Source organism: Rodentibacter haemolyticus, from assembly GCF_015356115.1.
Taxonomy (GTDB): Bacteria; Pseudomonadota; Gammaproteobacteria; order Enterobacterales; family Pasteurellaceae; genus Rodentibacter; species Rodentibacter haemolyticus.
This window is the reverse complement of sequence record NZ_CP063056.1, coordinates 2376545-2390678: the sequence shown is the minus strand read 5'-3', so window position 1 is coordinate 2390678 and position 14134 is coordinate 2376545. Positions and strand designations below refer to the sequence as shown.

General features: G+C 41.8%; 9 protein-coding genes. 5 read left to right on the top strand and 4 right to left on the bottom strand.

Annotated elements, in window-relative coordinates; genetic code table 11:
- The first annotated feature begins 123 nt into the window (after positions 1 to 123).
- Entirely contained in the window at positions 124 to 2172 is a 2049-nt protein-coding gene (metG, locus tag IHV77_RS11360; protein ID WP_194812057.1) for a methionine--tRNA ligase, read from the top strand.
- 116 nt (positions 2173 to 2288) lie between these two features.
- A complete protein-coding gene (gene tehB, locus IHV77_RS11355) occupies positions 2289 to 3149 on the top strand; it encodes an SAM-dependent methyltransferase TehB (RefSeq protein ID WP_194812056.1) in 861 nt (286 codons plus the stop codon).
- A gap of 82 nt (positions 3150 to 3231) precedes the next feature.
- Here the strand turns inward: tehB and dapD are convergent, their stop codons facing one another.
- A complete protein-coding gene (gene dapD / locus IHV77_RS11350; protein WP_194812055.1) occupies positions 3232 to 4059 on the bottom strand; it encodes a 2,3,4,5-tetrahydropyridine-2,6-dicarboxylate N-succinyltransferase in 828 nt (275 codons plus the stop codon).
- Between the two features lie 379 nt (positions 4060 to 4438).
- Between dapD and purR the strand changes: the two genes are divergently transcribed.
- The 3 genes from purR (at position 4439) to metE (ending at position 10759) form a co-directional block, all read left to right on the top strand.
- Positions 4439 to 5461 carry an HTH-type transcriptional repressor PurR gene (purR, locus tag IHV77_RS11345; RefSeq protein ID WP_194812054.1) on the top strand — a complete coding sequence of 341 codons (1023 nt, stop codon included), beginning with the start codon at positions 4439 to 4441 and terminating at the stop codon, positions 5459 to 5461.
- A gap of 177 nt (positions 5462 to 5638) precedes the next feature.
- The gene (gene ppc / locus IHV77_RS11340; protein ID WP_194812053.1) at positions 5639 to 8278 is read left to right on the top strand and encodes a phosphoenolpyruvate carboxylase; all 2640 of its coding nucleotides are present in this window, start codon (positions 5639 to 5641) and stop codon (positions 8276 to 8278) included.
- A gap of 210 nt (positions 8279 to 8488) precedes the next feature.
- Positions 8489 to 10759, top strand: coding sequence for a 5-methyltetrahydropteroyltriglutamate--homocysteine S-methyltransferase (gene metE, locus IHV77_RS11335; protein ID WP_194812052.1), 2271 nt, complete (start codon positions 8489 to 8491; stop codon positions 10757 to 10759).
- Between the two features lie 90 nt (positions 10760 to 10849).
- Here metE and rnm read toward each other — a convergent pair whose 3' ends face one another.
- From rnm to IHV77_RS11320, 3 genes are all read right to left on the bottom strand, one after another.
- Positions 10850 to 11674: an RNase RNM gene (gene rnm / locus IHV77_RS11330; RefSeq protein WP_194812051.1), complete on the bottom strand. Its 825-nt coding sequence runs from the start codon at positions 11672 to 11674 to the stop codon at positions 10850 to 10852.
- Positions 11674 to 12693 (bottom strand): quinone-dependent dihydroorotate dehydrogenase, encoded by a 1020-nt coding sequence (pyrD, locus tag IHV77_RS11325; RefSeq protein ID WP_194812050.1) that lies wholly within the window; start codon positions 12691 to 12693, stop codon positions 11674 to 11676. The genes rnm and pyrD overlap by 1 nt, the downstream gene beginning before the upstream one ends.
- 220 nt (positions 12694 to 12913) lie before the next feature.
- Complete coding sequence (locus IHV77_RS11320; RefSeq protein ID WP_194812049.1) at positions 12914 to 13975, bottom strand: acyl-CoA dehydrogenase family protein; 1062 nt, start codon at positions 13973 to 13975, stop codon at positions 12914 to 12916.
- Positions 13976 to 14134: the final 159 nt, after the last annotated feature.

The window sequence follows — 14134 nt, the reverse complement described above, 5'->3', positions numbered from 1 at the left end:
TTTGTCGGGCATATTTAAACACGGAAAGTGCGGTCTGTTAAGTTAAAGTTTTTCAAACTGGAAAAAATCCCCTTTATCAGGTAAGATACGGGCAATTTTTTGTGTGATAAAAAGAGAATAACGATGTCGAACCAAGCCCGTAAAATTTTAGTAACTTGCGCTCTCCCTTATGCCAATGGCGCAATCCATTTAGGTCATATGTTAGAACACATTCAAGCGGATATTTGGGTGCGTTTTCAACGTATGCGCGGTAATAAAGTTTATTTTGTCTGTGCCGATGATGCGCACGGTACACCGATTATGTTAAACGCCGATAAATTAGGCATTACACCGGAAGAACTCATTGCCCGGGCAAAAGCCGATCACGTACGCGATTTCGCCGGATTCAATATCAGCTTTGATAACTATCATTCCACTCACAGCGAGGAAAACAAACGAATCACCGCTGAAATTTATAATAAATTAAAAACGAACGGTTTCATTAAAAGCAAAGTGATTTCTCAACTCTATGATCCGGAAAAAAATATGTTTTTACCGGATCGCTTCGTAAAAGGGACTTGTCCGAAATGTAAAGCCGAAGATCAATATGGCGATAACTGCGAAGTATGTGCTTCCACTTATAGCCCGATGGACTTGATCAATCCGCGTTCTGCCGTTTCCGGCGCTACACCGATCATTAAAGAGTCCGAGCACTTTTTCTTTGATTTGCCTGCGTTCGAAAATATGTTGCAAGAATGGACGCGTTCCGGTTCGCTACAACCGGAAATCGCGAACAAAATGCAAGAGTGGTTTGAAAGTGGTTTACAACAGTGGGATATTTCTCGTGATGCGCCATATTTCGGTTTTGAAATTCCGGATGCAAAAGACAAATTTTTCTATGTATGGTTGGATGCACCGATTGGTTATATGGCATCATTCAAAAATCTCTGCGATCGTGAAGGCATCGATTTTAATGAGTTTTGGGCTGAAGGCAGCGAGACGGAACTTTACCACTTTATCGGTAAAGATATTGTGTATTTCCACAGCCTGTTCTGGCCTGCGATGTTGGAAGGCAGCGGCTATCGCAAACCGACCAATGTATTTGCTCACGGTTATGTAACGGTGGACGGTGCGAAAATGTCAAAATCACGCGGAACATTCATTCAAGCCGATACCTATTTAAACCACATTGATCCTGAATGTTTGCGTTATTACTATGCGGCAAAAATCAACAATCGTATTGAAGATCTTGATTTCAACTTAGACGATTTTATCCAACGGGTGAACACGGATATTGTGAACAAACTCGTAAATTTGGCTTCCCGCAATGCAGGCTTTATCGCAAAACGCTTTGACGGCAAATTAGCGGATAAATTGGAAGATGAAGCTTTATTTGCTGAATTTACCTCTCAAGCGACACAAATTGCGAATTATTATGAAACTCGCGAATTTAATAAAGCAATCCGCGAAATTATGGCATTAACCGATAAAGCCAATAAATATATTGATGATAAAGCACCTTGGGTGATCGCAAAAGAAGAAGGAAAAGAGGAACAATTACAAGCGGTCTGTTCAATGGGAATCGAATTATTCCGAGTGTTAATGACATACCTCAAACCAGTTCTCCCTAAACTGGCTGAACGGGCTGAAGCCTTCTTACAAACCGAATTGCGTTGGAATAATATCGATCAACCTTTATTAGGTCACACCCTCTCACCATTTAAGGCTCTGTTTTCCCGTTTAGAGAAAAAACAGATTGATGCGGTGGTGGAAGAAACCAAAGCCTTATTCGCCAAAACGAGTGAAACGGCAGAAAAAACAGCGACAAAATCGACCGCACTTTCTCACATCGAACCTATCGCAGATACCATCACCATTGATGATTTTGCAAAACTCGATATGCGCGTAGCAAAAGTATTAAAATGCGAAGCGGTTCCTGAATCAAATAAACTTCTTCGTTTTGAATTGGATCTCGGTGATCACCACCGCCAAGTTTTCTCCGGCATTAAAGCGGCTTACGATAAGCCTGAAGAATTAGAGGGGCGTTTTGTGATTATGGTAGCAAACCTTGCGCCACGTAAAATGAAATTTGGTGTATCTGAAGGAATGATCCTTTCAGCCGGTACGGGCGGAAACGATTTATTCTTGCTTTCAGCCGATAGCGGTGTTACAGCCGGTATGCAGGTGAAATGATCAAGCGGATTGATATTTACAAAAAGCGGCTTCGGTCGCTTTTTTATTTTTTAGTTGAAAGAATGTAATTTATAACCTACTATATCACTCAACTATTTATCAATTTGGAGAACACTATGAAAAATGAATTGATCTGCTACAAACAAATGCCGATTTGGACAAAAGACAAACTACCTCAAATGTTTCAAGAGAAACACAATACAAAAGTCGGCACTTGGGGCAAGCTGAGCATTCTCAAAGGCAAACTTAAATTTTACGAATTAACGGAAGAAGGGGATGTAGTTGCCGAGCATATATTCACACCGGAAAGCGAAATTCCTTTTGTCGAACCACAGGCCTGGCACCGCGTAGAAGCCTTAACGGACGATTTAGAATGCACGCTTGGCTTTTATTGCAAAAAAGAAGATTACTTCAGTAAAAAATACAATATGACCGCAACACATTCAGAAGTAAAAGCGGCGGTTGAATCCATTAAACCTTGCAAAACGCTTGATCTCGGCTGTGGGCAAGGGCGAAATTCACTCTTTTTAAGTTTATTGGGCTTTGATGTAACCTCTTGGGATCATAACGAAAACAGCCTTACTTTCTTGAATGAAACCAAGACGAAAGAAAATCTCTCAATTTTGACCGCACTTTACGACATCAACACAGCCAACATTCAAGAAAACTACGACTTTATTCTCTCCACTGTGGTGTTTATGTTCTTAGATCCTGAACGTGTGTCAGCCATTATCAAAAATATGCAAGAACATACCAATACCGGCGGCTATAACTTAATCGTAGCGGCAATGTCCACAGATGATGTTCCCTGCCCTCTTCCGTTTTCCTTCACTTTTAAAGAAAACGAATTAAAAGCCTATTATCAAGACTGGGAGTTTATAAAATACAACGAAGAAATGGGGGAATTACACAAAACCGATGAAAACGGTAACCGCATTAAAATGAAATTTGTGACAATGTTAGCAAAAAAGAAATAATCCACTGATTTATAAAAGAAATAACCGCACTTTGTGATTTAAAGTGCGGTTATTTTATTTCGATATGATGTGGCTGTTTTAATTATTCTTCAATCGAACGCAACAATTCGTTGATCCCTACTTTGCCTAAAGTTTTCGCATCAACTTTTTTCACGATAACTGCACAGTAAAGGCTATATTTACCGCATTTTGACGGAAGGCTACCGGAAACGACAACAGAACCTGCCGGTACACGGCCATAATGAATCTCACCGGTTTCGCGATCATAAATTTTAGTGGACTGGCCGATAAATACCCCCATAGAGATCACACAACCGTCCTCAACGATCACACCTTCAACCACTTCGGAACGCGCACCGATAAAGCAATTATCACCAATGATGGTCGGATTGGCTTGTAACGGTTCTAATACGCCGCCAATGCCGACACCGCCTGACAAGTGAACATTTTTACCAATTTGCGCACAGGATCCCACTGTTGCCCAAGTATCTACCATCGTACCCTCGCCCACATACGCGCCGATGTTCACATAAGACGGCATTAACACGCAGTTTTTGGAAATGTATGCGCCTTTACGAACGGTCGCTGACGGAACAACTCGGAAACCTTCTTGCTGGAAACGTGCTTCCGTGTAATCCGCAAATTTTAGTGCCACTTTGTCGTAATATTTTGTTTCTGCACCGTCAATGATTTCATTGTCATTGATACGGAATGAAAGCAACACCGCTTTTTTTAGCCACTGATGTGTTACCCATTCATCATCAATTTTTTCTGCTACACGATATTTGCCGCTATCCAAACCCTCGATAACTTCTTCAATCGCAGCTCGGGTTTCCGCATCGACGGTTTTTGGCGTAATATCTGCGCGTTTTTCAAAGGCAGCTTCAATAATTGCTTGCAAGTTTGACATGGTACTTCCTATGTTAGTTAAGTGAATAAAACGGCGTTAGTTTTACCATATTTTTAGTGCTCAGGCAAAAAACGCCTAAAAAAATCACCGCACTTTGTTTTAAAACGGCGTAAACAAAATGCGGTGATTGAGAAAGCTACCTTACTGACTAAAAGATAGAAAGTGTTAAACCCACAATAAAAGCCATACTCAATACCACAGCAATCATTGCATAACCAAAATCGCTCATCTTTACTCCTTATAATTGACGTTAAAAACATCATCATTCTAGCAAGAAAAATAAAAAAAACGACCTTTTTTTAAAAAATATTTATTCAATATTTAACTATTTAGATGCAATCTTTATAATAGGAAAAATTTATCCAGAGAAAACCGAATTATGGCAACAATTAAAGATGTGGCAAAAATGGCGGGGGTATCCACTACCACCGTTTCCCATGTAATTAATAAAACCCGATTTGTGGCAAAAGAAACGGAAGAAGCCGTTCAATATGCCATAAAAACCTTAAAATATTCTCCAAGTGCGGTCGCCAGAAGTTTAAAAGTAAATACCACAAAGTCTATCGGCATGATCGTTACCACCAGTGAAGCGCCTTATTTTGCAGAGATCATTCATGCGGTTGAAGAACATTGCTATCGCCAAGGCTATTCCCTCTTTTTATGCAACACGCAAAATAATCCCGAAAAAATCAAAAATCACTTAGATATGTTAGCCCAAAAACGGGTGGACGGCTTGTTGGTAATGTGTTCCGAATATACTCAAACCTCCCTTGATTTACTTTCTAATTTCTCCACCGTTCCAATGGTTGTGATGGATTGGGGCCCGAATAGCAATACGGATATTATTGAAGATAACAGTTTCGCCGGCGGCTATCTTGCGACAAAACATTTGATTGATTGCGGTCATAAAAAAATAGGTATTATTGCGGGTGAACTCAGTAAAACAACGGCAAAAAATCGCTATGAGGGCTTTGAGAAAGCAATGTCGGATGCCAATCTCACAATTAATAAGAACTGGGTGATGGAAGGCTACTTTGAACCGGAAGACGGCTATGAATGTATGAATAAAATCCTTATCCAAACCGAGTTGCCAACAGCCGTATTCTGTTGTAACGATGTAATGGCGCTCGGTGCAATTTCTGCCATTACTGAAAAAGGTTTGCGCGTGCCGGACGATATTTCCGTGATTGGTTATGACAACATCCATTCCTCACGTTTTTATGCTCCGCCACTCACAACCATTCACCAATCGAAATCCAGATTAGGTGCCCAAGCGGTAAACTTGCTCTTTGAACGTATTGCGCAAAAAGACAAGGAAGATGAAGATCCTCACAAAACCCATAGCCGTATTGATATTTATCCTGAATTAGTATTAAGAAAATCCGTTAAAACCATTTTATAAAACCTCCCAAAAATTAACCGCACTTTTAAACGGAATATAGAAAGTGCGGTTAATTTTTAAAGAAAATTCATCTTTCTTGTTTTTTATCAACCTTTTCTATCATAGGGTTTGACCGTCCACCTATTTTTAGTTATATCTACGATCAGTTTTATTTAGTCTTACTTTTTAGGAGTTTGTATGACACAAGAATACGCGACTCTACGTAATAATATCAATATGTTAGGGCGTTTTCTCGGAGAAACCATTAGCGATGCTCAAGGTTCGGATATTCTCGAATTAATCGAAAATATTCGCAAGTTATCACGTGATTCACGCGCAGGTGACGATAAAGCCCGCCAAGAATTGCTCACCACCCTTGCCAATATTTCAACCGACAACATTATTCCGGTAGCACGGGCATTCAGCCAATTTTTGAATCTCACCAATATTGCCGAACAATATCAAACGATTTCTCGAGAACATTCTACAAAAGCGCCTTCCGAACGTTCTTTACATACATTATTTACCCGTTTGAAAGCAGAAAATGCCTCAAAAGAAACCGTTTATGCCACCATTAAAAAATTGTTGATTGAACTTGTTCTAACGGCACACCCAACGGAAACCACCCGCCGTTCCCTCATTCATAAACACGTTGAGATCAATAAATGCTTAAGCAAATTAGAACACAATGATCTCACCCCGAAAGAACGCGGTGTTATCGAACGTTTACTGCTCCGTTTAATTGCCGAGGCTTGGCACACTAACGAAATCCGCACTGTTCGCCCAACACCTTTTGACGAAGCGAAATGGGGATTTGCGATGTTGGAAAACAGTCTCTGGCAAGCGGTTCCGGAATTTTTGCGCCAACTGAACGAAAATGCCCGTGAATTTTTAGGCTATGATTTACCGGTTGGTTTAAAACCGGTGCGCATTTCTTCTTGGATGGGCGGAGATCGGGACGGTAACCCATTCGTGACTGCACAAATCACACGTAAAATACTCAACTTCGCACGTTGGAAAGCGGCGGATTTATTTTTAAAAGACATCGGTGAACTTGTTGATGAACTCTCTATGGTGAAATGTACGGAAGAATTTCGTGCTAAATACGGTAATCATTTAGAGCCTTATCGTGTCGTGGTGAAGGGGTTACGCACAAAACTTAATGCCACCCTCGCCTACTTTGATGATTTACTGGCAAACCGCGTACCCCGTGTTTCAGAAAATGACATTATTTTAAAAGACGAGCAACTTTGGGAGCCGCTTTACGATTGCTATCAATCCCTAATGGCGTGTGGAATGCGCATTATTGCGAACGGTTCACTCTTAGATATTTTGCATCGTATTCGCTGTTTTGGTGTCACCTTGTCACAAATGGATATTCGCCAAGAAAGTACCCGTCACACCGATGCCATTGCTGAAATCACACGCTATATCGGATTAGGCGATTATTCCCAATGGACGGAAGATGACAAACAGGCTTTCTTAATTCGTGAATTAAGCTCACGTCGCCCGCTTATTCCGCAAAATTGGACACCTTCCGCTGAAACGCAAGAAATTCTTGATACCTGCAAAGTAATTGCCCAGCAAAAACAAGGCGTGATTGCCTGCTATATCATTTCGATGGCACGTACCGCCTCTGATGTACTCGCCGTGCATTTATTATTAAAAGAAGCCGGTGTACCTTACCATATTCCTGTTGTACCTCTTTTTGAAACCTTAGATGACTTAGATGCAGCAGAAGAAGTCATGACCCAATTATTCAATGTGGGTTGGTATCGTGGTGTGATTAATAATCGCCAAATGGTGATGATCGGCTATTCGGATTCTGCTAAAGATGCCGGTATGATGGCGGCATCATGGGCGCAATATCGTGCGCAAGAAGCGTTGGTCAATTTAACGGAAAAACTTGGCATTGAATTAACCTTGTTCCACGGTCGTGGCGGCACAATCGGTAGAGGTGGTGCACCGGCTCACGCAGCACTACTTTCTCAACCGCCACGTTCATTGAAAAACGGCTTACGTGTAACGGAGCAAGGCGAAATGATCCGCTTTAAACTCGGCTTACCTGCCGTTGCGGTGGAAACCTTTGATCTCTATGCCAGCGCAATCTTGGAAGCCAATCTCTTACCGCCACCGGAACCCAAACCCGAATGGCGTGCCGTGATGGATGAACTTTCCGCCGTTTCCTGCGAAATTTATCGCGGCGTAGTGCGCGGAGACAAGGATTTCGTGCCTTATTTCCGCAGCGCAACCCCGGAACAGGAACTTTCAAAATTACCGCTCGGCTCACGCCCTGCAAAACGTAACCCGAATGGTGGCGTAGAAAGCCTTCGAGCAATTCCTTGGATCTTTGCTTGGATGCAAAACCGCTTAATGCTTCCAGCCTGGCTAGGTGCCGGCGCATCCGTTCGTCAAGTGATTGAAAACGGCAAAGGCGATATTATCCAAGAAATGTGTCAAACTTGGCCGTTCTTTTCCACCCGAATCGGTATGTTGGAGATGGTATTCAGTAAATCAGACGTATGGCTTTCTCAACAATACGATCAGCGTTTAGTGAAAAAAGAGCTTTGGTATTTAGGTGAAAACCTACGCAGCCAACTGCAAGCGGATATTCAAACCGTGCTTTCACTTTCTCATCGTAATGAGTTAATGTCCGATTTACCTTGGATCGCCGAATCCATTGCACTACGCAATATCTACACCGATCCGCTCAATCTACTGCAAGTGGAGCTACTCCACCGCTTCCGTGAAAACCCGGATCACCCGAATCCGGATATAGAGCAAGCCTTGATGATAAGTATCACCGGCATTGCCGCGGGAATGCGTAATACAGGCTAAAATACAGCCATAATAAAAGCGTTGATCTTTTTAAGACCAACGCTTTTTTATTAATTCCATTTCTTCCCCCTCCTAAAACTGAAACAAATTCATTTTAAATATTAAAATTATGAATTTGAATAATTATCAAAATTTATAGATGATATACTCGATGAATTTAGACGGCTAAACGTCTAAATAATCCTATTCAAAATACAGAGGAGATGAAACATGGCAACATTCCACCTTTTAGGTTTTCCACGTATCGGTGCAAAGCGCGAGCTAAAATTTGCTCAAGAACGTTATTGGCGTGGCGAGTTGGCAGAACAAGATTTGCTGGATTTAGCAAAAGCATTGCGTGAAAAAAACTGGAAACATCAAGCGGAAGCCAATGCGGATTATGTGGCTGTGGGTGATTTTACTTTCTACGATCACATCTTGGATTTACAAGTAGCGACAGGGGCAATTCCAAGTCGTTTTGGATTTGATAGCCAAAATTTAACATTAGATCAATATTTCCAACTGGCACGCGGCAACCAATCCCAATTTGCGATTGAAATGACCAAATGGTTTGATACCAACTATCACTACTTAGTGCCGGAATTCCAAATCAACACTGAATTTAAAGCAAACCCAACTCATTATGTGCAACAAATTCGTGAAGCGAAAGCATTAGGCTTAAACGTGAAACCGACGATTGTCGGTCCATTAACTTTCCTTTGGTTGGGAAAAGAAAAAGGGCAAGCCTTTAATCGCTTTGATTTATTGACGAAATTAATTCCTGTTTATGTCGATATTCTAAAGGCAATTGCTGCGGAAGGCGTTGAATGGATCCAAATTGATGAACCTGCCCTTGCACTAGATTTACCAACAGAATGGATTGAGGCTTACCACTGCGTCTATACCGAATTAAGCAAAGTCAATGCGAAAATTTTGCTTGCGACCTATTTCGGTTCTGTGGCAGAACACACAGACTTATTAAAAACCTTACCTGTTGACGGTTTACATTTGGATCTTGTACGTGCTCCTGAGCAAATTACCGAATTCCAAGATTATACCAAAGTGCTTTCTGTCGGCGTTATTGACGGTCGCAATATTTGGCGTGCGAATTTAAACCAAGTGCTTGATGTACTTGAACCGTTAAAAGCAGCATTGGACGAGCGTTTATGGATTGCACCGAGCTGCTCATTGCTCCATACCCCTTATGATTTATCAATAGAAACACAACTTCAAACCAATAAACCCGAACTTTATAACTGGTTAGCATTCACCTTACAAAAAGTGGAAGAATTGCGCCTGATTAAGACCGCACTTGAACAAGGTCGCCCTGCCATCCAAGCAGAATTGGCTGCCAATCTGAAAGCGGTAGAAAGTCGCGCAAATAGCACGGATATTCATCGCCCTGAAGTTGCAACACGATTAGCGAATTTACCCGCAAATGCCGATCAACGTAAATCGCCGTTTGCAGAACGTATTGCAAAACAAAATGCGTGGTTAAATCTACCACTTTTCCCAACAACCAATATCGGTTCATTCCCGCAAACCAAAGAAATTCGCTTGGCACGCGCTGCATTTAAGAAAGGCGATTTAAGTATCGAAGACTACGAAAATGCAATGAAAAAAGAGATCGAATTTGTGGTTCGCGAACAAGAAAAACTTGATCTTGACGTATTGGTACACGGCGAAGCCGAGCGTAACGATATGGTGGAATATTTCGGTGAGCTATTAGAAGGATTTGCATTCACAAAATTCGGTTGGGTACAAAGTTACGGTTCACGCTGCGTGAAACCACCTATCATTTATGGTGATGTAGTACGACCCGACCCAATGACGGTTCGTTGGTCGCAATATGCCCAAAGCCTCACCCCAAAACCGATGAAAGGAATGCTTACAGGCCCTGTTACCATTCTTCAATGGTCATTCGTGCGGAATGATATTCCACGCTCAACCGTGTGTAAACAAATCGGAGTTGCACTTTCTGACGAAGTATTAGATCTTGAAGCGGCAGGTATTAAAATCATTCAAATTGATGAACCGGCTATCCGTGAGGGCTTACCTTTAAAACGTGAGGATTGGGATAATTACTTACAATGGGCAGGCGAGGCATTCCGTTTAAGCTATATGGGTGTACAAGACGATACGCAAATTCACACACATATGTGTTATTCGGAATTTAACGACATTCTACCGGCGATTGCAGCCTTAGATGCCGATGTGATTACCATTGAAACCTCTCGTTCGGATATGGAATTACTCACTGCCTTTGCCGATTTCAATTACCCGAACGACATTGGCCCTGGTGTGTATGACATTCATAGCCCACGTGTGCCAAAAGCAGAAGAAATCGAACATTTACTTCACAAAGCACTAAAAGTTGTACCGAAAGAACGCTTATGGGTAAACCCTGATTGCGGTTTAAAAACCCGTGGTTGGTCAGAAACTATCGAGCAATTAAAAGTAATGATTGAAGTAACGAAAAAACTACGTACGGAATTTCAATAAATCTTAGTCAATTTAAAAGGGGAAATAAAATTCCCCTTTTTTCCATTCAAAACAGGCGCATCTTTTCGTTTTACCGAAAATAAGATCCTCCTAAAACAACGCCCAAACCGCTTTTACATCGTCCGGTAACGTCAAGTTTTTTCCTAATTCAACCCAACCGCAGGGAAAATGAAAATCTGATCCGACAGAGCCGACAAATTCAAATTCTCTCGCCCAACGGGCAAGCAATTGACGCTGATCTTTCGTTTGTCCGCAATCGGCGACTTCCATTCCGTCACCACCCCAATTTTTAAAATCCGTCATCAATTTACGTACCCATTTTCCTGTCATATTGTAACGTAACGGGTGGGCAATCACGGCAATACCTCCGGCACTATGAATGGTATTAATAGCGGTGGGAATATCCGTCCATTCGGCTTTTACAAATGCTGATTTCCCTTGCCCTAAATAGCGTTTAAATGCTTGCCCGTCGTTGGAAACTTTACCGGTTTGCACCAAATAGCGTGCATAATGGGCACGGGTTACTTCACCGTTCGCCAATGCCTTTGCCCCTGCATAAGCATTCGGTACACCGGCTTTCTCTAATTTTTTGCCGATTTCGACCGCTCTTTTCTCACGCAAGGCTTTTTGTTTGACTAAAAGTGCGGTCATTTCCGGGTGGGTTTTATCGAAATTCAATCCCACAATATGAATGCCACGCCCTTCCCAATCGGTCGAGATTTCCACGCCGGCAATCAATTCAATCCCTAACTCATCTGCGGTGATTTTTGCTTCATCAATGCCGACAACCGTATCGTGATCGCATAATGCCAACACATTCACACCCTGCTTCGCTGCACGTTGCACCACTTCTCTTGGGCTGAGAATGCCGTCTGAAGCAGTGCTGTGGCAATGTAAATCGTATATTTTTGTCATTATTTGATCTGTTGTACTAATTCTTTGACTAATTTTGGTCCGTGATAAATCAAGCCCGAATAAACCTGCAATAATTCCGCGCCTGCCGCTATTTTTTCTTGTGCATTTTGCACACCGTCAATACCGCCGCTGCCAATAATCGGAATTTGCCCATTCAATTCTTCATATAAACGTTTGATGATTGCCGTACTTTTGTGCTGCAACGGCTTACCGCTCAATCCGCCCTGCTGCTCCGCATTTTTTAAACCGACAACCGTATCACGAGAAATAGTGGTGTTAGTCGCAATCACTCCGTCCATTTTATGACGAACTAAACTATCGGCAATTTGCACTAATTCCGCCTCCGATAAGTCCGGCGCAATTTTCACCGCAATCGGCACATATTTATTATATTGATCTGCCAAAATCGCCTGACGAGCCTTAATGCTTTGCAATAGATCATCAAAATAATCGCCATATTGCAAACGGCGTAAATCCGGCGTATTCGGTGATGAAATATTCACCGTAATATAACCGGCATAGTTATACGCTTTATTCAAACAGAAAATATAATCGTCTTTGCCCTGTTCTAACGGCGTTTGCTTGTTTTTACCGATATTAATGCCGATCACACCGCGATAACGCGCTTTCTTTACATTTTCGACCAAATAATCAATGCCGTTATTATTAAAACCGTTTCGATTAATAATTCCTTCCGCCTCAATTAAACGGAATTGACGAGGTTTCGCATTGCCGTCCTGCGCCAAAGGCGTTACCGTTCCCACTTCCACAAAACCAAAACCAAGTGCACCAAAACCATCAATGGCATCACCGTTTTTATCTGCACCCGCCGCCAAACCGATCGGATTCGGAAAACGCACGCCCATCACAGTTTTTTCCACACCTTTAGGGGGAGAAAGTAGCGATCTCAAAAGCGGCTGAAACAAAGGATGACCGGCAAATTTTAAACATTGAATGGTGAAATTATGCGCATTTTCCGCATCCATTTGGAAAATACATTGACGGAATAATTTATACATACTCGTTTATCTCTCAGGATAGTTGACTGTAAAAAAGCGCGGTCAAAATAAACCGCACTTTGAAGATAAGATATGGCTATTCTACGGGGAAAGGCGCTGATGTGCAATTAAAGAGGAAACCTTTATCTCACTTCAAAACTTGTTCTTCAATGCGAGATAAAAGTAAATTTACCAAAGAAAAAATTTTCTATTGAATAACCGCACTTTTCTATCCCTTATTTTAGCTTTGCGATAAAACAAGGCGTAATTGCACCGCACTTGGTGTGACAATCGGTAGAAATGCCCCTTCCCGCCAACGGCGGATAAAGCTGAATCCCGTATTCTCAAGATAAGCTCTACCACCTCCGGCCTGCAATTCCAATAATAAACTTTGCGCAACGAGTTCCACGACATCAATGCGAATTTGAAATATCGCTTTAGGATTTTGACGAAACGCCCCTGTCGCTAAACCATTGAATAGACGTTGTTGTAAATCGGCAAGTGCGACTTTTTGTGTTTCCCATTCCGTTTTCAACACCGCACGGTTTGAACCAAGTGTTTTTTCCACTTCGCTTAAGCTACGTTGTGCCAAGCCGAATGCCATTCCGCATTGCAGCCCTAAAAACTCAGGACGAATTTTAGCAAGGTAAGTTTCCGCATTATCAGAAAGTATCCAATCGGGAGCTAATTCCACGTTTTCAAAACGCAATGCTGCCGTATTACTGCCCTGTAATGCAACTAATGATAGATTTTCCGATCTGGTTAAACCCAAGGCTTCGGAAGGAACGGCAATCACAATTGGTTTTTTATCGACATCGACATATTCGGCGGCAAAAACAACCACAAAGCGTTCGGCACGTAAATTGGTTAACCAAGGTAAATAGCCGTTTAAATAGCGTTTTCCTTCTTGTTCGGTAATAGAAACCTGTAATTCTTCCACTCCCGAAAGAAATTTAGTCGCATTAGATAAACCGGTACTGCCTGCAATTTCACCTGAAATTAAAGCGGCTAACCATTTTTCTTTGGCGGCTTGATTTTCACTTGCTAAAAGATTTTCAATGAGCGTACGATGTCCCCAAGCAACAAAAGCAGCCGTCAATGAATGCTCCGCTACGGCTTGAATAAGTCTGATGGTCTGTTCAATCGTACCGCCATCACCACCAAATTCGGTTGGCACGCCGCTTTTAAAAATATTATCTTGGGCTAATTGATGTAATAACACATCGGCATATAGATCCGATTGATCAAGACTGTCGGCATGCTCGTCCAACCATTGAATAAGCTGAGTTGAGAGTAAAGGCATAGTATTTCTCCTGTGTGTTTAAATTTATTTTCTCAGTTTGTTTTCTTCATCATAGCCATCCTTTTCCCCTATCTCAAAATACAAAAAATCACTTTTATATGCATATAAGTTATAAGGTGGGAAACTAATGAATTCAAAATATCGAATAAGTAATAGTAT